Raw genomic sequence first — 19,767 nt, forward strand, 5'->3', positions numbered from 1 at the left:
AGAGGCTTTCTCTGCCTTCCGGCCGAACGAGTGCCGCAACTATCTCACCGCCGCTGGATACGATGCCTATGATCCAAGCTGAGCGGGCACGGCTCTAGTCTCCTCCGATCCGCAATCAGCTCAGCGTCTCCGGTACCAGCCGAGCGCAATATGGAGGCAAGCGTCGTTTTGCCCCTGCCATTCTCCGCATAAATCAGAGTCAATTTTCTGAACGAAAGCGTGTTTGGTCGAATGCTATCGAACTGGCCGATATTCCGGAGAAGCTGAAAATAGCCGATCACAGTAGGTATCACTCCACAAGCAGGAGTAGAGCTTTGCAAGCTCACTGACGTGCGGACAAGAGGCAATCTTACCGTGGAATCGACATACGTAGACTCACCTGCCGAGCCGAGCTGTCCGCTGGTAGCGGTCCTAAAAATGTCTCTCCAATGTGAGGTTCACAACAGGCATACCAATCTGGCTCTTCGCCTAGCACTACTTCAGAAGAAAGGTATTCTCACCTAAATTTACACTAAAAAGGGACAATATTCTGAGCATCTTGCAATTTCAGGCGCCTCTATTCCCGCCTCTGCCATATGATCCTGCAGCCCCCCGGCGACACATTGACGGTTGCCCGCATCCCCGACCCATGCTCTTGCCGCAGCGTCCCTCCGGAACCGGCTTGAAGGCTCCCCATGCGTCGCGCCCTTCCCCTCATCCTCTTCGCCCTCGGCCTCGTGGCGCTCGGCGTCGCGGCCACCGTGATGCTCGTGCCGAAGGCGGGGCAGGTGGCGACCAGCAGCGTCGGCGGCCCCTTCACCCTCACCGACCAGGACGGACGGCGCGTCACCGAGCGGGATTTCGCCGGGGCGACCCATCTCGTCTTCTTTGGATTCACGCATTGCCCCGATGTCTGCCCGACGACGCTGCAGCAGATCGGTGACGTGCTCCAGGCGCTAGGGCCGAAGGGCAAGGACACGAAGGCGCTGTTCATCGCGGTCGATCCCGAGCGCGACACGCCCGAGGCCCTGAAGACCTACCTCGCCAGTTTCGATCCCCGCATCGTCGGCCTCACCGGCTCGCAGGAGGAGGTCAACGCCGCCGTGAAGGCCTACCGCGCCTATGTCCGCAAGGTGCCGACCAAGGGGGACGACTACACGATGGAGCACACGGCTTTGGTCTACATCATGGATGGCCGGAACCGCTTCGTGAACGCCCTCAACCTGACGAAACCCGCCGACCAGACGGCGGCGGAACTCGCCAAGGCGCTGTAACGCGTCATGGTGCTGTGCCCCGTCATCGCGGCGGGTGCGGTGTCAGCGCCCCGCTGCGCGAGGTGCGGGACAGGCCGTGTTCGGTCTTGTTCCAGCGGTCGGGTGCGAGGATCAGCTCGATCACCCCGCGCCAGGCGGCGAGGCTGACGAGCAGGAAATAGGCCGGCAGCAGGGGCACGAAGGGGACGAGATCGTGCCAGCCCCGTCGCCGGCAGCCGATATAGGCGGGCAGCAACATCGCCACGAAGCCGGAGACGAGGACCGTGATCGCGGTGCCGGTGGGCAGATTCGCCCAGAAATCGCTCCCCGCCTCGATCCGGCCCGGCCACAGGGAGACCACGGCCGGCAGCATCAGGAACGGGTAGGACAGGGCCGAGACCACCGTACCGGGGATGAGGGCCAGCGCGCAGAGGCTCGCCAGCGGGCCGAGCTCGCGGAAGGTCGCCATGGGGGTGCGGCCATGGGTGAGGCTGGTCTGGAGGAAGCCCTTCATCCAGCGGGTGCGCTGGTTGAGCCAGGCCTTGTAGCGGGCCGGCGCCTCCTCGATCGTGCTGCTCGGCAGATCACCCACATCGTAGCCGGCCCGCGCCAGCCGCAGGCCGAGATCGGCATCCTCGGTGACGTTCCAGGCATCCCAGCCATGGACGGCGCGAAGGATATGGGTCCGGAAATGGGTGGAGGTGCCGCCGAGCGGCGTCGGCAGCCGCCACGCCGCCAGTGCCGGGCCGAGCACGTCGAACAGGGCCGTGTATTCGAGGGCGAAGCACCGTGTGAGCCAGGAATCGCGGGCATTGTCGATGACGAGGCGGCCCTGCAGGCAGGCGGTGCGCGGGGAGGCGCGGGCGAAGGCCTCGGCTGCCGCCCGCAACTGGCCGGGATCGGGCACGTCCTCCGCGTCGTAGACCACGAGGCAGCTTCCCCGCGCCAGGGGCAGGGCGGCGTTGAGGGCGCGCGGCTTGGTCTTTGGCAGCCCCGGCGGCACGACGACGACCTCCACATGTGCCGGCAGGGCGAGGCAGGCGAGCGCCCCCGCCGTGGCGGCATCGTCGGCCTCGGTGAGGAGCTTGATGTCGAGCTTCGCCACCGGGTAATCGAAGCGCGTCAGCGCCTCCAGCAAGCGCGGCACCACCGCCGCCTCCCGGTAGAGCGCCACGAACACCGTGTAGACCGGCAGGTCGCCATCCGGCAGCCCGGGTCCGGGCAGGTCTTCCGGCGCAACCTCGCCGGTCGGCCCGATGGCGGCCACGCGAAAGGTGAGGAGGGCGAGGAACCCGACCTGCACCAGGACCCAGGCCGCCGTGACGAGGAGCGCCGGCAGGCTGGCCATGGCGAGAACGAGCGCCCCGAAGATGAGACCGGCCAGAGCGAGGAGCGGCGCCACGGGGGCGGCATTGTAGGCCCAGTCCGGCCTCCTCCTGAGAAGGTCGTCCGAGGCATGGGCGGCGATTCCCGCCGCGCGTTGGGCGAAGATCGCGTGGCGCAGGGCGGTCGGCGTGGTGATCGCCGGCATCAGCCCCGTCGGGCTGCGCCCCTGCAGCAATTCGGCGATCGCGCGCCCCCGAGGGGCATAGACGAACGCCGCCCCCATTCCCAGTGCGAGGGGGGCGACGCCCGCGATCAGGCTGTCGGGAAACCGCGCGCCTGCGCCGAGGGGTAGGGTTCCGCCGAGGAACCGCGCCCCGAGGGTGAGCGCGAGGGCGCGGTAGAAGCGCTCCTCTTCCATCAACCCGGCCTGGATCAGGGTGGTGGCGGCATCGGTGCCGCTCGCCCGGGCCAGGGCCGCAGCCTTCGCCAGCATCAGCGGGGACGCGGCGTGGCTGAGGAGAAACGCGATCTCCGGAGGCAGTGCCACCGTTTTGCCGCGCAGGTTCCTGAAACCGACGATCGACACCGGAACCGGCTCCCCGAGGCCCGGGAACGTGATAGGGGGAGAGCCGTGAGCCAGACGATTCCCGCGCACAACCAGTGCGACACAGATACAACCAGGCCGTCAACCCGAGGCAGGCGGTCCGCAGCCGCTTTGCTGGTGACGGCGCTCCTCGCCGTTTCGCCGGCGTCGGCGCAGGAAGCCACCTCGCCGGGCGTGACGATCCCGAATTTCTGGAATCCGCGCAGCCGGCTCGAACGGATCGAGGCGCCGCAGACGGCGCGCGCCATCCGCTTCCTCACCGACGACGAGTTCCCGCCCCTGCATTTCGCCGGCCCTGACGGTGCGCCGACCGGCTTCGTGGTGGAACTCGTCCGGGCGGTCTGCGAACGGTTGACGCTCAGCTGCACCATCCAGGCGCGCCGGTTCGATACGCTGCTCGACGGGCTGGCCGACCGGCAGGGCGACGTGGTCGCCGCCGCCATCCCGCTGACGCCGACCCTGCGCAGCCGGTTCCTCGCCACCCGTCCGTATTTTCGCTGGCCGGCGCGCTTCGCCGCCCGCACCGACAAGGGCCTTCCCGCCCCATCGGCCAAGGCCCTGGCGGGCAAGTCCGTCGGAATCGTCGCGGCGAGCGCGCATGCGGCCTATCTCAAGGCGTTCTTTCCCCAGGCGGAGGCGCGCGAGTTCACCGACCTCGCCACCGCCGAAGGGGCGCTGCGGCGCGGCGACGTGGACTACGTCTTCGCCGACGGGCTCAACCTCGCCCTATGGATCGGCGGCATCGATTCGTCGAACTGCTGCGCGCTGGTGGGCGGCGACTACCTCGAAAACCACTATTTCGGCGAAGGCATCGGCCTCGTCACCCGCCGAGAGGATACGGCCCTCTCCCGCGCCCTCGACGAAGCCCTGCAAAGGCTCTGGGACGAAGGGAAATACGCAGAGTTGTACCTGCGGTTCTTCCCCGTCAGTCCGTTCTGACTCGCCGGCCCATCCCCCTCAGGGCGCCGGGCTGGCCTTACATCCTCAGCATCCCGCGCGCCTCGTCCGCCAGCCGCAAGGTAAGGTCCGCAGCCCCCGTTTCCCGTGCCAGGGACGCCGCCTGACCGGACCAGAGCGGCGAGAAATCGCCCGAGCCTCCCGCCTCCGCGCGCTGGCGCAGGGGCTGGAGCGCCACGGCGGCGGAGGGAAAGGCGGGAGCGTCGGCGCTCACCGGGCCGAGCTCCGCCAAAGCACGGTTGACGAGCCCTCGGGCGGGGCGCCCCGTGAAGACGTTGGTGAGCGCCGTATCCTCGTCGCGGGCGGCCCGCAGGGCGGCGAGATGAACGGCGGAGATGCCGGCCTCCGGGCAGAGGAGGTAGGCCGTGCCGATCTGGACGGCGGACGCGCCGAGCATGAGCGCCGCGGCGATCCCGCGCGCATCGGCGATGCCGCCCGCCGCGATGACTGGGACGCGCACCGCGTCCACCACCTGCGGCACCAGAGAGAAGGTGCCGACCTGGGACTCCACCGCATCGGTGAGGAACATGCCGCGATGGCCCCCGGCATCGGCCCCTTGGGCGATGATCGCGTCCACGCCACGCTCATCGAGCCAGCGTGCCTCACGCACCGTGGTGGCGGACGAGACGACGAGGCAGCCCGCTTCCCTGACGCGGCGGAGGAGGGCGGCCTCGGGAAGCCCGAAATGGAAGCTGACCACCGCCGGGCGCAGATCCTCCACGACGGCGCACATTGCCTCGTCGAAGGGCGCGCGGTTGGCCATGGCGACGGGTACTGTCGGGTCGAGGCCGAGCTCGCGGTAATAGGGTGTCACGCGCTGGAGCCATGCGGCCTCGCGGGCCGGATCGGCGGCGGCCGGAGCGTGGCAGAAGAAATTCAGATTGAACGGACGATCCGTGTTCAGGCGGATCGCCGCGACCTCGCTGCGCACCTGTTCGGCGTTCAGGGCGGCACAGGCCAGCGACCCGAGGGCGCCGGTGGTGGAGACGGCGGCCGTGAGCTGGCCCCGAGGCCCCACCATCGGGGCCTGGACGATGGGATGATCCAGACCGACGAGATCGAGGAAGCGTCTGTCGGGCCACATGGCATGGTCTCCTTGGCAAGGCGTCGATCACCGTCTGTCTACACCATCGAAGCGCGAAGGTTTCCGGTTGGCTCCGCAGCCCTGAGGAACGCGATGAAAAGCCTCGCCCGGCGTGGATAACCTCGCTCGCAGGCGAGTTTCACGGCCCGGTCGGATGTCGGATCGCGCGGGAACATGGTCCAACTATTGCTAATGTTTCGGCGTGGTTTGCATCGGCGCCGATGGTGTGACGGACCCTGAGGCGATCCATGGCGATCCGGTCATATCCAGTTTCCGATGCGTCATCGGCAGGACCTCGTCCGTCGCTCGACGCGGCCTACCGCCGGATTACCTGGCGCCTGCTGCCGTTCCTGATGATGCTCTGGATCCTGTCCTGGATCGACAGGGTCAATATCGGCTTCGCCAAGCTGCAGATGCTGTCCGATCTCAAATTCAGCGAGACGGTCTACGGCATCGGCGCGGGTATCTTCTTCATCGGCTATTTCCTGTGCGAGGTGCCGAGCAACCTGCTGCTGGAATATATCGGCGCCCGCAAGACCATCGCGCGGATCACGCTCCTCTGGGGCGCCTGCTGCGTGGCGATGATGTTCGTCACCACACCGGCCTTCTTCTACGTGCTCCGCTTCCTGCTCGGAGTGTTCGAAGCCGGCTTCTATCCGGGCGTGATCCTGTACCTCACCTACTGGTACCCGAGTGAGCGGCGGGCGAAGGTGTTCGGCCTCTTCATGTCGGCCTCGGCCATCGCCGGGGTGATCGGCGGGCCGCTGGCCGGGGCGATCCTCACCGGCATGAACGGCGTCAACGGCTGGGCAGGCTGGCAATGGGTGTTCCTGCTGGAGGGCATCCCCTCGATCCTCGCAGGGTTCGTCACGCTCCTCTACCTGACCGACCGTCCCGCCAAGGCCACATGGCTGACGACAGAGCAGCGGGCGCTGGTCGAGGCGGACCTCGCCCGCGACGCCGAGGCTCTGGGTCCACGCGAACATCGCATCCTCGCCTCCCTGAAGGATGTCCGGGTCTGGCAGTGCATCGCGATCTTCTTCTGCATCATCATGGCGAACTCGGCCCTGACCTTCTTCGGGCCGAGCGTGGTGCGCGATGCCGGCTTCACCGACCCGCTCACCGTCGGCTGGATCATGTCGGCGGCCTATCTGTGCGGTGGCATCGGGATGATCCTCAACGGGCGCCATTCCGACCGGACCGGCGAGGCGCGCCTGCATTGCGGGATCCCGGCGACGATCGGGGCGCTGGCCATCGCCCTCGTCGGGTTCCTGGTCCCGTGGAGCCCGGTTCTGGCCATGCTGGCGCTCGCCGTGGCGATCGTCGGTACGATGAGCGCGATCCCCGTCTTCTGGCAGATCCCCGGGCGGTTCCTGGCGGGCTCGGCCGCCGCGGCCGGCATCGCCCTGATCAATTCGGTGGCCAACCTCGCAGGCTTCGGCGCCCCCGCCCTCATGGGTTACCTGCGCGAGCATACCGGCTCGGCCTCCGCCGGCCTGTGGCTGGTCGCGGCCTTCGAACTCGCGACGATCGTGCTGATCCTCGCCTTCGTCCCACCCTCAACCCCGGCGCTGGAGCGCCGGGCCGCCGCCCGTGCCGCCCATGAGCCGGCCTGACCCCGCCCCCGGCCGCGCCGGAACCGGCCCTCTGCAGGAGACACAGTTGAACCACCCCCCTGAGCGACCCGACCTCACGCGCCGCAGCCTGGTAGGCGCCGGCCTTGCCGGAATCGGTCTCGGCGGCACGGTCGCCGCCACCGGCACCGTGCTGGCCCAGGGCGCGCCCGCCCCGGCTCCTGCGCAGCCGGGCGCCCTGAACACCGGCCCGACGATGCAATCCGGCCTCGGCCCGCGCCTCACCATGCACGCCATCGACAATTTCCACGGCACACCGGGCGCGGGCATGGTCTGCGACCTCTCCGTGCGCGAGGGCGACACCTACCGGCCGATCAAGACGATCACGACGGGGGCCAACGGCCGCTCGCCCGAGCCGCTCCTCATCGACGACGCCCTGAAGACCGGGCGCTACGAATTGCTGATGCATGTCGAGGAATACTTCGCCCGGATCGGCGTGGCGCTGCCGAGCCCGAACTTCCTGAGCCTCGTCCCGATCCGCTTCCACATCCGCGACGCGAGCCAGCGCTACCATCTGCCGATCCTGTTCACGCCCTGGGGCTACTCGTATTATCGCGGCAGCTGAGCGCCCCGACCGTCCGCAACCGCTTACCCACGACATGATCCGAGAGACCCGATGGCCGGCATCACGACACATATCCTCGACTCGGAGCGCGGGCGCCCCGCGCCCGGCGTACGCATCGACTTTTCGGTGATGGAGGAGGGGCGCTGGCGCCTCGTGAAGAGCGTCGTCACCAATGCCGACGGGCGCACCGACACACCGATCCTGCCGGCGGCCGAGGCGAAGATCGGCCAGTACCAGCTCGAATTCTTCATCGACGGCTATCTGAAGAGCCGGCCCGGCGTGAGCGAGGCGGACATCTTCGTGGACAACCCGGTGGTGCGGTTCGCGGTGTTCGACGCCAAGCAGCATTACCACGTGCCGATGCTGTGCACGCCCGGCAATTGCACCACTTATCGCGGAAGCTGACCATGCCGGAACGGGTCGAGATTTACGGCCCGATCAGGATTTGGATTGCATAAGGGGAGGGTCCATCTCGTCTCGGCACTTCGGTGAGAGTTTCATCGCCGCCGATGACGCGACCATCTTCGGGGCGATCCATGGCGATCCGGTCATATCCAACTCATCCTACGTCATCGGTCGGACAGAACCCGTCACTCGACGCGGCCTACCGCCGGATCACCTGGCGCCTGCTGCCGTTCCTGATGATGCTCTGGATCCTGTCCTGGATCGACCGGGTCAATATCGGCTTCGCCAAGCTGCAGATGCTGTCCGATCTCAAGTTCGGCGAGACGGTCTACGGCATCGGCGCGGGTATCTTCTTCATCGGCTACTTCCTGTGCGAAGTACCGAGCAACCTGCTTCTGGAACATGTCGGCGCCCGCAAGACCATCGCGCGGATCACGTTCCTCTGGGGCGCCTGCTGCGTGGCGATGATGTTCGTCACCACGCCGGCCTTCTTCTACGTGCTGCGCTTCCTGCTCGGAGTGTTCGAAGCCGGTTTCTTCCCAGGCGTGGTCCTGTACCTCACCTACTGGTATCCGAGCGCGCGGCGGGCGAGGGTGCTCGGCCTCTTCATGTCGGCTGCAGCCATCGCCGGAGTGATCGGCGGGCCGCTGGCCGGGGCGATCCTCACCGGGCTCGACGGCGTGAATGGCTGGGACGGCTGGCAATGGGTGTTCCTGCTGGAGGGTATCCCTTCGATCCTCGCAGGGCTCGTCACTATCTTCTTCCTCGGCAACGTTCTCACCGACCGCCCCGCCAAGGCCAACTGGCTGACACCGGAGCAGCGGGCATTGATCGAAGCCGACCTCGCCCGCGACGCCGAGGCCTTGGGTCCGCGCGAGCACGGCGTCCTCGCCTCCCTGAAGGATGTCCGGGTCTGGCAGTGCATCGCGATCTATTTCTGCCTCGTCATGGGGTACTCGGCGCTGATCTTCTTCGGGCCGAGCGTGGTGCATGATGCAGGCTTCACCGACCCGCTCACCATCGGCTGGATCATGGCCGCCGCCTTCCTGTTCGGCGGCATCGGCATGGTGCTCAACGGGCGCCATTCCGATCACACCGGAGAGGTGCGCCTGCATTGCGGTGTGCCGGCCATGATCGGGGCACTGGCCATCGCCCTCGTCGGGTTCCTGATCCGGTCGAACCCGGTTCTGGCCATGGTCGCACTCGCCGTGGCGATCGCCGGTACGATGAGCGCGATCCCCGTCTTCTGGCAGATTCCCGGACGGTTCCTGGCAGGCTCCGCCGCCGCGGCCGGCTTCGCGCTGATCAACTCGGTGGCCAACCTGGCGGGCTTCGGCGCTCCGGCGGTGATGGGCTATCTACGCGAGCATACCGGCTCGGCCTCCGCCGGCCTGTGGCTGATCGCGGTCTTCGAGCTCGCGACGATCGTGCTGATCCTCGCCTTCGTCCCGCCCGCCACCCCGGCCGGCGAGCGCCGGGGCACTACCGGCGCCGCGCCCGAGCCAGCCTGAACCGCCACGGCCGTGCCCGGGGCGGGAGCGTCGACCGCGCCCCGACGAGGCTGCCCCCGTGAGCGAGGCGGAGATCGCCGTGGACAAAGGGTGGCGGGGTTCGCCATGGTCGATGCCAGGGAGCATGATCCCGTGCCGATGCCGTTCACGCCGGGTCGTCGTACGGATTATCGCGGGAGTTGAAGCCTTTGTCGGATCTGGCCGCCATCCACCGTCTCGACCGGGACGCCTTCGTCGCTCTGCTCGGCGGGGTGTTCGAACACGCGGCCTGGGTCGCCGAAGCGGTGGCGCCGGCCCGCCCCTTCTCCAGCGTGGCCGACCTGCACGCCACGATGATGGACGCGGTGCGCCATGCGCCCGAGGCGCAGCGCCTCGCCTTCCTCAACGGGCATCCGGAACTCGCCGGGCCCGAAGCACGGGCGCGGGCCATGACGGCCGACTCGGCGAGCGAGCAGGGCAGCGCCGGCCTCGACCACCTCCCGCCGGAGGATGCGGCGGCCTTCGACCGCCTGAACGCCGCCTACCGGGAGAGGTTCGGCTTCCCCTTCATCATCGCCGTACGGGGCCGCAGCCGGGCCGAGATCCTCGCGGTGTTCGAGGCCCGCCTCGGACGGGGACAGGCCGAGGAGGAGGCCACCGCCCTCGACGAGATCGGCGCGATCACGCGGATGCGCCTGGACATGCTGATCTCGGGGGCGAGCGACTGAGAGCGTTCGCGCTCGGCCCCCGCAAGGGTCGGGAATGCCCGCTTGTTCGACGTACCGAGCATCAAAGCCTGGCTTCGAGCGACCTCGGCCCCGGCCTCGCCAAAGACTCGCATCGCACCTCCGCGTTGACCCTCCCCGGCCCGCTCCCTAGGGTGCCCGGCCGCATCCGGCCGGTTCCGGCCGTCCCGTGTCTTCTCGCAGAACTGACGCCCATTCCATGTCCGCCCCGCCCGTCTCGTCTCCGCTCGCCCTCGACCCCGCCCTGGTGGAGGCCGCCGCCCATGCGGCTGCCTGGCCCTTCGAGGAGGCGCGCAAGCTCGTGGCGCGGCTGGAGCGCAAGCCGAAATCGGAAGTGCTGTTCGAGACCGGATACGGGCCGTCGGGCCTGCCGCATATCGGGACGTTCGGCGAGGTGGCCCGCACCTCCATGGTGCGCCACGCCTTCCGCGTGCTCACCAACGACAGCGTGCCCACGCGGCTCATCGCCTTCTCGGACGACATGGACGGCCTGCGCAAGGTGCCGGACAACGTTCCGAACAAGCAGATCCTGATCCCGGCGCTGAACCAGCCGCTCACCCGCGTGCCCGACCCGTTCGGCACGCATGACAGCTTCGGCGCGCACAACAATGCCGAGCTGCGCCGCTTCCTCGACGCCTTCGGCTTCGACTACGAGTTCCGCTCGGCCACCGAATGCTACAAGGCCGGCCTGTTCGACACGGCCCTGCTGACGGTGCTCGACCGCTACGAGGCCGTGATGGCGATCATGCTGCCATCGCTCCGGGCCGAGCGTTCGGCGAGCTATTCGCCGTTCCTGCCGCTGCACCCGGAGACCGGGGAGGTGATGCAGGTGGCCATCGACGAGGTGCGGGTCTCCGCCGGCACCCTGGTCTGGCGCGACCCCAAGACCGGCACTGCCTACGAGACCTCGGTCACCGGCGGCCACGCCAAGCTGCAGTGGAAGCCGGATTGGGCCATGCGCTGGGTGGCGCTCGGCGTCGATTACGAGATGGCCGGCAAGGATCTGATCGATTCGGTGAAGCTCTCCGGCGAGATCGCCCGTGCCCTCGGCGGCGAGCCGCCGGAGGGATTCAACTACGAGCTCTTCCTCGATAAGGAGGGCAAGAAGATCTCGAAGTCGAAGGGCAACGGCCTGTCCATCGACGATTGGCTCGTCTACGGCACCGCCGACAGTCTTGCCCTGTTCATGTACAACAAGCCGCGCGAGGCCAAGCGCCTGTTCGTGGAGATGATCCCGCGTCAGGTCGACGATTACCTGAACTTCCTCGAGAAGTTCCCCGGCCAGGAGCCGGCGCAACAGCTCGGCAACCCGGTCTGGCACCTCCATGCCGGCCACCCGCCGGCGGCTGAAGCCGTGGGCAAGGGCGGCTCGCTGAACTTCGCCATGTTGCTCAACCTCGCGGCTGTCGCCAATACCGAGGACCCGGCGGTGCTGTGGGGCTTCATCCGCCGCTATGACCCGGAGATCGGGCCGCAGACCCATCCGGTCCTCGACAAGCTGGTCGGCCATGCGCTCGCGTATTTCCGCGACCTCGTGCGTCCGGCCAAGACCTACCGCGCGGCGACGGAGGAGGAGAGGGCGGCCCTTGCCGACCTGTCGCAGACGCTCGATGCCCACAAGGGCTCCACCGATCCAGAAGGGCTGCAGGCCGTGGTCTACGAGGTCGGGCGGCGGCACTTCCCCGACCTGTCCGGCAAGGCCAAGAGCCCGGACGGACGGCCCGGCGTGTCGCAGGCCTGGTTCACCACCATCTACAACGTGCTGTTCGGCGAGGCGCGCGGACCGCGCTTCGGCTCGTTCATCGCGCTCTACGGCGTAGCGGAGACGCAGGTGCTGATCGAGAAGGCCCTGTCCGGCGCGTTCGTGCCGGCCTCGTGCGAGACGGCCTCACTAGCGTGATCCTCGACCTCACCGATTATTCGCTGGACGGATGATCGGTGAGGTGAGGACCGGGATCCCGGCTGGCATGCAGCATCGCCACGATCTCTACAGTCCCGGCCTCATAGCGGAAGAAGATCACGTAGCTTTCGCAAGGAAAGCTACGTAGGTCGCTCTGCAATTCCGGACGTGACCGGCCGAGCCGTCCCGGGAGCCTCGCCAATCGATGGCATTGCCGGCGAAGTCGCGCAACGAACCCCTGTGCGGTGGTGAGGCTGCCACTGATTTCAGTGACGTGGCCGAGGATATCGACGAGGTTGGTTCGCGCGAAGGCGAGGAACCGAACCTTGCTCACTCCACATAGCCCAGAGCCTTGAGTTCCGCGCTCTTTGCCGCGAGCGCGGCATCGATCTCATCCTCGCTCGCGTCACCGCCCGCCTCAACGGCCTCGCTCAAGGTCCGACGCAGGGCCTGGAGTTTCGCCTCGCGCTCTTCGACGAGGCGAAGGCCTTCGCGAACCACCTCACTCGCCGAGCCATAGCGGCCATCCTGCACGATGCGGGAGATAAACCCCTCCCACCGGTCGCCAACAGATACGTTCATGCCGTCCTCGCCTGTGAATCGATGCGAAGAATATCATAAACGGTGCATTTTTTGATATGGGAGCGGATTGAGAAGGGGCCGGAATCAGGCGATCCCACCGGCGGGCGGCCGCCGCCCTATTCCGCCCGTCCGAGCTGCCGCAGGCTCAACGCCCAGACCCGTTCCTGAAGCGCCTGATCGCGTCCGTGGCGAGAGGTCGGGACGGGGCTGCATTTCGAGAAGTACAGGCCGCTCACGCCCGCCACCTCCGGCGAGGTCGCCAGATGCAGGGAGGTCGCCGCCCCATCGGCCGGGTTGCTGAGGAAGGGCCGGACCAGCGACCAACTGATGCCGAACCATCCCCCGGTGCCGCCGGCGAAACCGCTGGCGATCACGCCAGGATGGAGCGAATTCACGGTGACACCTGTGCCGGCGAGGCGACGGGCCAGGGCGGCGGTGAACAGCACGTTGCCGAGCTTGGCCTGGGAATAGGCCTTCCACGTGCCGTAGCGGCGCGCCCCGTCGAGATCCTCGAGATCGATCAGGCCGCGCTTATGCGCCCTCGAGGCGACGTTCACGATGCGAGCGGGCGCGCTCGCCTTCATCAGGTCGAGGAGGTCCAGGGTCAGTTGCATGTAGGCGAGATGGTCGAGCGCCCAGGTCCGCTCCAGGCCATCCACTGTCACGTGCCGGGCATCGAAGATGGCGCCGGCATTGTTCACGAGCACGTCGAGGCGTGGATAGAGCGCCCGCACCTCGGCGGAGAGACGCCGGATCTCAGCCTGCGAAGAGAGGTCGGCGAGAAATACGTCGATGACGGCGCCCGGCACCGCGTCGCGGATGCGGGACGCCGCCTCGTCGGTTCGGCCGGCATCACGGCCGACGATCCCGACACGGGCCCCCGCCCGTGCCAGCCCCAAGGCCGTCTCGTAGCCGATGCCCGAGGTGGCGCCGGTCACGAGACAGATCTTTCCGGGAATGGGTACGGCGTTCGCCATGGACGTCACGAACTCCCGCCGGCCCGGTTTCCGATCGGATGACCGCTTAGAAGACCGCCTGGCCGACAGCCAAAGCGAGCACCACGATCACGATGGCGATCACCAGGAACACACCGAACAGGATGCGCGACAGGGAGCGCGCGCCCGAGGCGATGCCGGTGAAGCCGAGGCCGCCCGCCAGGAGCGAGATGACGAAACAGATGAGGGCCCATTTGAGAAGGGTCATACGCGCAAAACTCCAGCGTGCGGAACGACCGATAACCCTCCTGTCGGGTCAAGCGTTCCGCTCAAGCTTGTGCGGCGTCGCGATGACGGGCGCGGCACCGGATTCGGCCTTCTCCAGGATGGTGGCGGCCAGCGCGTGATAGAGCCCTTCGCGGCAGATCAGCTTGGAGACCGCGTCGGCGATGAGGGCGGTGACCATGAGCGGGATCATCATCGCATGGTCCTGGGTCATCTCGGTGACGATGACGAAGGCGGTGATCGGCGCCTGGAGCGTGCCGGTGAGGTAGGCGACCATGCCGATGAGCACGAGCGCGCCGATGGGCACGCCCGCGAACAGGCCGTGCAGCCAGACGCCCATCCCCGCCCCGACGCTGAGGGAGGGGGCGAACAGGCCGCCGGGAATGCCGCTGATGGAGGAGAACACCGTCGCGAGGAATTTCAGCGGGGCATAGGCCGGATGCCCGGTATCGGTGCCGTGCAGCATGGCGCGGGCCTCCTCATAGCCGGTGCCGTAGACCGTACCGCCGGAGGCGAGGCCGCAGAGGGCGACGCCGAGCCCGCAGAGGGCGCCGAACACGATGGGGTGGCGGCGGATGGCGCCACCGATCCGACCGGGCAGCCCCCTGGCGAAGAGGAGGGTGACGCGGCCGAACAGGCCCCCCGCGATGCCCCCGAGCGCGCCGAGGATCGCCACCGCGAGCCATCCCGGCCCGAAGGGCAGGGCGGCCTTGGTGGTGCCGAAATACGTGTAGTCGCCCTGGATCGCCAGCGCGGTCAGCCCGGCCGCGATGACGGTGGCGACGATGAGGCCGCTGGTACGCGCCTCGTAGGTCCGGCTCAACTCCTCGATTCCGAAGACGATGCCGGCGATGGGGGTGTTGAAAGCGGCGGCGACCCCTGCCGCACCACCGGCGAGGATGACACCCGGCAGGCGTTCGGCGTCGAGCCGGCCGAATGCCGCCATGATCGCGGCCCCCACCTGGACGGTCGGCCCCTCGCGCCCCGTCGAGGCGCCGCAGACGAGGCCCAGCGTCATGACCAGGATCTTGCCGAACGCCGTCTTGAGGGAGACCAGGGCGTTGCGGATCGCCGGGTCCTCCGTATGGCGCGCGGCGATCACCTGGGGAATCCCCGAGCCTTGCGAGTTCGGGAACACCCGAATGGCGAGCAGGATCGCGATGGCGAAGCCGAGCGGCGTCAGCACCAGGGCGACGAGGGGGGAGGGCGAGACGATCCAGCGGAATATCTCGTGCGCCCAATCGGCGAGCTTGGCCATCGCCACGGCGGCGAGCCCGACGCAAAGCCCCCCGAACAGGAACAGCAGGCGCTGCCGCCATAGCGGCGCCGCATCGGAGGCCGCGCCGCGCCAGCGTTCCAGTCGCCTGCGCGGCGGAGGGGAGGCGGGAGCGGGCTCAAGCATGATCGCCGGCCTGCGTGGGCGATCGATCGTCGGATGGGCGACACGTTCGTGAACCGACCCCGTCTTTCCGGGGCTGCGGAGCGGAGCCCGGAATCCAGGACCAGAGGTCGATCTTCATTCTGCTCCACCGGTAGTTCTGGATTCCGGGCTCGCCTCTGGCGCCCCGGAAAGACGGGAAGGATCACGAGCGTGTACGGCGCTTGTCCGGCACGAACCGAAGGCCCAGGGACACTTGCCAAGCAAGCCCCCTCACGAAGCAAGGACACTTGCTAGGCGAGGCCCGCGACGCAAGGCGTGTACCGCTCCTCAGCTTGTCTTGCGCGGTGTCTTTCCCGCCTTCTCCTCGGCTTGGCAGAGTTCGCGGACGGTCTTGAGATAGGCCTTGGCGTCGAATTTCCGGAGCGAGTTCTCGCTCTGGTAGCGCACCGTCCCGAAGATCGGACGGCGCGCCCAGGGGCGGTCGTGCAGGCCGTAGACCCAGGCGACGTTAGTGAAGGAATTGGCGTCGCGCCCGTCGAGAAAGTAGCGGTTGTTGAGGCGCAGGGTGCGGTTGAACCCTTCCTCCGCGCTCGGAGACCATTCGAGGATCTTCTTGCCCCAGTACATGCGTAGGTGGTTGTGCATGTAGCCGGTCACCCGCATCTCGGCCTGGGCGGCGTTCCAGTATTCATCGTGGGTCTTGCCCTCGGCGAGTTCGGCCTCGGTGTAGAGCGTGGGCCGCTCATCATCGGCGTGTTCGGCCAGGGCCTTGCGCGCCCAGTCCGGCACCGCATGCTCGAAACTGTCGTAGCGCTCCGTGTAGTTCACATGGTTCATGGCGAGCTCCCGCCGCACCACGAGTTCCTCGAGATAGGAGGCCTTGTCCTCCGACGCACCCGCCTTCGAGGCCCGTACCGCCAGGGCGATCTCCACCGGCGAGATCTGCCCGAAATGCAGGTAGGGGCTCATATGCGAGGCGGCCCCCGCTTCGGGCCGGTTGCGGTCGGTGCCGTAGGAGCCGAACGGCCCGGCGAGATAGGCCTTCAGGCGCCGGCGCGCCTCCGTCTCGCCGCCGGTGAAGCGCGTCACCGGAGCGACCTCGCGGTCGAGGCTCATTCCCGCCAGCACCGCCTCCGGGTCCGACACGTCGATCTCACTCTTCGGCAGCTCGCGCCCGGCCTTGTGTTTCACGGTGCGGGGTTTGAGCTCCTCCACATACTCGTCGAGGAGCTTCAGGATCTTGGGGCGCAGGGTGCGGGCCGCGAATTCATGCTTCGGGGAGGCGACCTCCACCGGCACCACTACGTCCCCCTCCACCTGGACGACGCGGATCGTCACGGCTTTCGCGATCTCGCCGTACCAGCGCTTCTGGATGGCGAGATAGCCCCGGTCGAGGACGAGGAGGGCCGCCTTGGCCGAAAGGTCGATGGCGATCTCGGCTGGCGAGGCCTTGCGCATCACGAAATGGATGCCGCGCGCCTCCAGCCCTGCCTTCGCGTCGGCGAGCCCTTGCAGCAGGAAGGCGTAGTGGCGCGCATTGGCTTCGGGAAACCCGTTGGCGCCGTCGAGAAGTCCGAAACAGACGACGACGGGAAGACCGAGCCGGTTGGCCTCCTCGATGGCGAGTTCCAGGGCCGGGTTGCGATGGGCGCGGTTGGCCTGCTGCAGCAGGTAGAGGACGTAGGAGCCGTCCGCATCGGGTTCGGCGTCGTTCAAGTCCCGTATGCGCTTCGCCTGTATCGCCATCGTGTGACACCGCCCCGTTTCCGTCGAAGTTTGCTCTCCCGCCAAGCGGGAGGTGAAGATGAATGATCTCGCGAGGTGCGGGTCAGGGAGATGGAAACGCTAGAATTCGTGGCGTTCCACCCAATGCAGAGGCCTGGTTTCCGAATGCACTCATCGGCTTGCATCACACGGATGACCAGGAAGACTGGGGCTGATCTTGGCCTGCGACATTTTCGTTACAGCGGGATTACGAAGTGCGACGCCACACGAAAACAGATGGCTCCGTTGCACGAACGGCCTTGCATTTCCGCCCAGGACGCTCAGATTGTGCATTGCGGGAACGCGATGGCGTCGCGCTCCCGCTGCCCTTCTTGGGCGTTTCCTCCCTAGACTTCGGGCCGCTCTTCGGAGCGGCCTTTTTTCTGTCCGCAGCCACGCAGCGCCCGTCAGCACGGGGTGCTCATCCGCGAGCGCGGGCCCGGATCATGAAATTGTCGTAGGTGTATTCCGCCACCTGGAACCAGAGATATTCCTCGTTCCGGAAGGTCTTCATCGCCTCGTAGATGCGCTTGAAATCGGCGTTCTTGGCAGAAATCTCGGCATAGACGTCGTTGGAATGCTTCAGGGCCGTCTCCATGACGTCCTGGGGGAAGGGCCGGAGCTGGGCGCCGGCGGCCACCAGACGGCGGAGGGCGCGGGGGTTGCGCGCATCGTATTTCGCCAGGACTTCGGCATGGGCCTGGGCGGCGGCGGCCTGGAGGATGGCGCGATAGGCCTTCGGCAAGGCTTTCCAGGCTTCGGCGCCGATCCAGAAATGCAGCATCGCGCTCCCTTCCCAGAAGCCGGGGTAATGGTAGGTGGGCGCCACCTTCTGCAATCCGAGTTTCTCGTCGTCGTAGGGGCCGATCCACTCCGCCGCATCGAGGGCCTTCGATTCGAGGCTGGCATAGATCTCCGGCCCGGGCGTCGTCTGGGGCACCGCGCCGAACTTCGCCAGCACCTGACCACCGAGACCCGCGATGCGGATCTTCATGCCCTGGAGATCGGACGCGCTCTTCACCTCCCGGCGGAACCAGCCACCCATCTGCGCCCCGGTATTCCCGCCGGGGAGGCTCACCAACCCATGCTTGGCGAAGACCTCCGCGAACAGGTCGGCTGCGCCGCCCTGGAGCCACCATGCATTCTGGCCGCGGGCATTGAGGCCGAAGGGCAGGGCGGAGGCGAGAGCGAAGGTCGGGTCCTTGCCGCTGCCGAGGGTGGCCGGCGCGTGTCCCATCTCCACCGTCGCGGCGGACACCGCATCGATCACGCCCTCGGCCGGGACCGGCTCACCCGGCGCAAGCACCTGGATCTGGAAACGACCGTCCGTCGCCTCGGCCACGAGGCGCGCGAGCGTCTCCGGCGCGCCGAACAGGACATCGAGGGATTTCGGATAGTGGGAGGCCAGCCGCCAGCGCGTCTCGGGCATCGTCTCGGCCCGGGCCGCTCCCATCGACAGGGCGGCGGCACCGCCCAATCCGGCGGCGAGCAGGCTGCGGCGCGCAGGGTGTGAGGCCATGACAACTCGCTTCAAAAACTCGCTTCCCCCGTCTCTCGGTCCGTTCACGAACGGGGCAGGAGGCAAAACGATCCGATATTCCTTCGCGCGCGCCCTTCCTTCGGCCTCACCGGCCGAACTGCGTCAGGGAGGGGGCGCGTAGGTGAAGCTCCCGTCCTTCCAGACATAGAGCACGTAGCCCTGGGCGGTGACGTCGCCCTTGCCGTCGAAACCGACCGAACCGAGGACGAGATCGAACCGCTCCGTATGGAGCGCGGAGACGATGCGGCGTGCATCCGTGCTGCGGGCGAAGTTCCCCGCCTCCACCAGGGCCTGAAGGGCGGCGTAGCCATAGATCGTCGAGCCCTCCACGTCGCCGCCCTGCGCCTTGAGCGCCTGGACCACGGCAGCCGCCTCCGGCTTGCGGCGCGGATCGAGGTAGAAGGTCATCAGCACGCCGTTGCTGGCCGGCCCGGCCGCGGTGGCGAAATCCTGCGTGGCGATGGCGGAGGTGCCGAACCATTGTGGCCGGAAGCCCCGTTCCGCCGAGATCCGCACGAGGCGGCCCATTTCGAGAGCGTCGCCCCCGTAATAGGCCACCGAGATCCCCGCTTCCTTCAGCCGGTCTGCCAGGGCCGCATCGTCCGCGTCGCTGGCGACGAACGCGGTCGCCAGGGCCTCGTTGATGCCGATCCGGTTGAGGTTGTCCTTGGTGGCGGCGGCGAGCGCCCGGGAGCCGGGGCTCTGGTCGTTGAGGATGGCGATCTTCTTGTCGCGGAAACGCTCCGCCAGCACCGTGGCCGAGAGCTTGGCCTGATCGTCGTCGCGCCCGCATACCCGGAACACGTTCTGGAGGCCGCGATCGGTGAGCTTGGCGGCGACGGACGCCGCCGTGACCATGGCGATGCCGTTGGCGGCATAGACTTCGGACGCCGCCAGCGAGGCGTTGGAACAGACATGACCCACGACGAGCCGCACATCGCTCGCGGCATAATGCTTGGCGACTCCCACGGCCTTGTTGGAATCGCAGGCATCGTCTTGGACGTCGAGCTGGATCGTCTGCCCGGCGAGGCCGCCCTTGGCGTTGGCGTCCCGCACCGCGGCGCGAACCCCACGAAGAACCTGCTCGCCGACGGCGACATAGGCACCCGATTGCGGAACCGCCACGCCGACGGTCACGTCGGCATGGGCGGGCGCGACGGCCAGGAACACGGCGAGACTTCCGCACGCGGCGCTTCGCGTGGTGACAGCGGATCTCAGCAGCGTGGCGGCGGTGTTCGGTCGCGTGGCGGCGGCCTTCCGTGACGTGGCGGCGGCCTTCCGTAACGTTGCGGCGGCCTTGCGCCGCGAGGCCAGATGGCGGGCCACGCTCGCCAGCC

At 67.7% G+C, this 19,767-nt stretch carries 18 protein-coding genes; 8 read left to right on the forward strand and 10 right to left on the reverse strand.

The annotated features are described in order from the left end of the window. Positions 1-674: 674 nt before the first annotated feature. Positions 675-1,253: an SCO family protein gene (locus tag ASF32_RS13640; protein ID WP_056429330.1), complete on the forward strand. Its 579-nt coding sequence runs from the start codon at positions 675-677 to the stop codon at positions 1,251-1,253. Between the two features lie 22 nt (positions 1,254-1,275). Here ASF32_RS13640 and ASF32_RS13645 read toward each other — a convergent pair whose 3' ends face one another. Then, positions 1,276-3,144: a glycosyltransferase family 2 protein gene (locus tag ASF32_RS13645; protein ID WP_056429331.1), complete on the reverse strand. Its 1,869-nt coding sequence runs from the start codon at positions 3,142-3,144 to the stop codon at positions 1,276-1,278. A 135-nt stretch (positions 3,145-3,279) separates the two neighbouring features. Here ASF32_RS13645 and ASF32_RS13650 point away from each other — a divergent pair, with 135 nt between their 5' ends. Then, positions 3,280-4,101 (forward strand): transporter substrate-binding domain-containing protein, encoded by an 822-nt coding sequence (locus tag ASF32_RS13650; protein ID WP_311275491.1) that lies wholly within the window; start codon positions 3,280-3,282, stop codon positions 4,099-4,101. Positions 4,102-4,138: 37 nt separating this feature from the next. Here the strand turns inward: ASF32_RS13650 and ASF32_RS13655 are convergent, their stop codons facing one another. Then, entirely contained in the window at positions 4,139-5,203 is a 1,065-nt protein-coding gene (locus ASF32_RS13655; protein WP_056429335.1) for a nitronate monooxygenase family protein, read from the reverse strand. A gap of 248 nt (positions 5,204-5,451) precedes the next feature. On the opposite strand from ASF32_RS13655, the gene ASF32_RS13660 reads away from it, so the two are divergent. From ASF32_RS13660 to ASF32_RS13685, 6 genes are all read left to right on the forward strand, one after another. Continuing rightward, a complete protein-coding gene (locus ASF32_RS13660) occupies positions 5,452-6,819 on the forward strand; it encodes an MFS transporter (protein ID WP_056429336.1) in 1,368 nt (455 codons plus the stop codon). Between the two features lie 46 nt (positions 6,820-6,865). Further along, positions 6,866-7,402 (forward strand): hydroxyisourate hydrolase, encoded by a 537-nt coding sequence (uraH, locus tag ASF32_RS13665; protein ID WP_056429338.1) that lies wholly within the window; start codon positions 6,866-6,868, stop codon positions 7,400-7,402. A 51-nt stretch (positions 7,403-7,453) separates the two neighbouring features. Further along, the gene (gene uraH, locus ASF32_RS13670) at positions 7,454-7,807 is read left to right on the forward strand and encodes a hydroxyisourate hydrolase (RefSeq protein ID WP_056429340.1); all 354 of its coding nucleotides are present in this window, start codon (positions 7,454-7,456) and stop codon (positions 7,805-7,807) included. A 131-nt stretch (positions 7,808-7,938) separates the two neighbouring features. Continuing rightward, entirely contained in the window at positions 7,939-9,318 is a 1,380-nt protein-coding gene (locus ASF32_RS13675) for an MFS transporter (protein ID WP_056429342.1), read from the forward strand. 188 nt (positions 9,319-9,506) lie between these two features. Beyond that, complete coding sequence (gene uraD / locus ASF32_RS13680; RefSeq protein WP_056429345.1) at positions 9,507-10,025, forward strand: 2-oxo-4-hydroxy-4-carboxy-5-ureidoimidazoline decarboxylase; 519 nt, start codon at positions 9,507-9,509, stop codon at positions 10,023-10,025. A gap of 217 nt (positions 10,026-10,242) precedes the next feature. Beyond that, positions 10,243-11,943 carry a lysine--tRNA ligase gene (locus tag ASF32_RS13685; RefSeq protein ID WP_056429347.1) on the forward strand — a complete coding sequence of 567 codons (1,701 nt, stop codon included), beginning with the start codon at positions 10,243-10,245 and terminating at the stop codon, positions 11,941-11,943. A gap of 16 nt (positions 11,944-11,959) precedes the next feature. On the opposite strand, the gene ASF32_RS13690 is transcribed toward ASF32_RS13685, so the two are convergent. From ASF32_RS13690 to ASF32_RS13725, 8 genes are all read right to left on the reverse strand, one after another. Next, positions 11,960-12,277 carry a type II toxin-antitoxin system RelE/ParE family toxin gene (locus tag ASF32_RS13690; protein WP_056429350.1) on the reverse strand — a complete coding sequence of 106 codons (318 nt, stop codon included), beginning with the start codon at positions 12,275-12,277 and terminating at the stop codon, positions 11,960-11,962. After that, positions 12,274-12,525, reverse strand: coding sequence for a type II toxin-antitoxin system ParD family antitoxin (locus ASF32_RS13695; RefSeq protein WP_056429351.1), 252 nt, complete (start codon positions 12,523-12,525; stop codon positions 12,274-12,276). The genes ASF32_RS13690 and ASF32_RS13695 overlap by 4 nt, the downstream gene beginning before the upstream one ends. Positions 12,526-12,641: 116 nt before the next feature. Continuing rightward, positions 12,642-13,502: an SDR family oxidoreductase gene (locus ASF32_RS13700; protein WP_082470527.1), complete on the reverse strand. Its 861-nt coding sequence runs from the start codon at positions 13,500-13,502 to the stop codon at positions 12,642-12,644. 46 nt (positions 13,503-13,548) lie between these two features. Next, a complete protein-coding gene (locus ASF32_RS13705) occupies positions 13,549-13,728 on the reverse strand; it encodes a DUF1328 domain-containing protein (protein ID WP_018044058.1) in 180 nt (59 codons plus the stop codon). Between the two features lie 48 nt (positions 13,729-13,776). Next, on the reverse strand, positions 13,777-15,147 hold the full coding sequence (locus ASF32_RS13710) for a chloride channel protein (protein ID WP_056429355.1): 1,371 nt from the start codon (positions 15,145-15,147) through the stop codon (positions 13,777-13,779). A 306-nt stretch (positions 15,148-15,453) separates the two neighbouring features. Beyond that, a complete protein-coding gene (locus ASF32_RS13715; RefSeq protein WP_056429357.1) occupies positions 15,454-16,872 on the reverse strand; it encodes a deoxyribodipyrimidine photo-lyase in 1,419 nt (472 codons plus the stop codon). Positions 16,873-17,311: 439 nt separating this feature from the next. Then, positions 17,312-18,409, reverse strand: a complete 1,098-nt coding sequence (gene dctP / locus ASF32_RS13720) for a TRAP transporter substrate-binding protein DctP (RefSeq protein WP_156467818.1) — start codon at positions 18,407-18,409, stop codon at positions 17,312-17,314. Between the two features lie 123 nt (positions 18,410-18,532). Continuing rightward, positions 18,533-19,600, reverse strand: coding sequence for a branched-chain amino acid ABC transporter substrate-binding protein (locus tag ASF32_RS13725; protein WP_244478149.1), 1,068 nt, complete (start codon positions 19,598-19,600; stop codon positions 18,533-18,535). Positions 19,601-19,767: the final 167 nt, after the last annotated feature.

It is taken from the genome of Methylobacterium sp. Leaf91, assembly GCF_001422815.1.
In the GTDB taxonomy this organism is placed as follows: Bacteria; Pseudomonadota; Alphaproteobacteria; order Rhizobiales; family Beijerinckiaceae; genus Methylobacterium.

Excerpts from the sequence above, each read along its gene's own strand:
- ASF32_RS13655 (WP_056429335.1), bottom strand. The coding sequence starts at position 5,203 with ATGTGGCCCGACAGACGCTTCCTCGATCTCGTCGGTCTGGATCATCCC.
- ASF32_RS13705 (WP_018044058.1), bottom strand. The coding sequence starts at position 13,728 with ATGACCCTTCTCAAATGGGCCCTCATCTGTTTCGTCATCTCGCTCCTG.
- ASF32_RS13660 (WP_056429336.1), top strand. The coding sequence starts at position 5,452 with ATGGCGATCCGGTCATATCCAGTTTCCGATGCGTCATCGGCAGGACCT.
- uraH (WP_056429340.1), top strand. The coding sequence starts at position 7,454 with ATGGCCGGCATCACGACACATATCCTCGACTCGGAGCGCGGGCGCCCC.
- ASF32_RS13715 (WP_056429357.1), bottom strand. The coding sequence starts at position 16,872 with ATGGCGATACAGGCGAAGCGCATACGGGACTTGAACGACGCCGAACCC.
- dctP (WP_156467818.1), bottom strand. The coding sequence starts at position 18,409 with ATGGCCTCACACCCTGCGCGCCGCAGCCTGCTCGCCGCCGGATTGGGC.
- ASF32_RS13640 (WP_056429330.1), top strand. The coding sequence starts at position 675 with ATGCGTCGCGCCCTTCCCCTCATCCTCTTCGCCCTCGGCCTCGTGGCG.
- ASF32_RS13685 (WP_056429347.1), top strand. The coding sequence starts at position 10,243 with ATGTCCGCCCCGCCCGTCTCGTCTCCGCTCGCCCTCGACCCCGCCCTG.
- ASF32_RS13695 (WP_056429351.1), bottom strand. The coding sequence starts at position 12,525 with ATGAACGTATCTGTTGGCGACCGGTGGGAGGGGTTTATCTCCCGCATC.
- ASF32_RS13700 (WP_082470527.1), bottom strand. The coding sequence starts at position 13,502 with ATGGCGAACGCCGTACCCATTCCCGGAAAGATCTGTCTCGTGACCGGC.
- ASF32_RS13710 (WP_056429355.1), bottom strand. The coding sequence starts at position 15,147 with ATGCTTGAGCCCGCTCCCGCCTCCCCTCCGCCGCGCAGGCGACTGGAA.
- ASF32_RS13675 (WP_056429342.1), top strand. The coding sequence starts at position 7,939 with ATGGCGATCCGGTCATATCCAACTCATCCTACGTCATCGGTCGGACAG.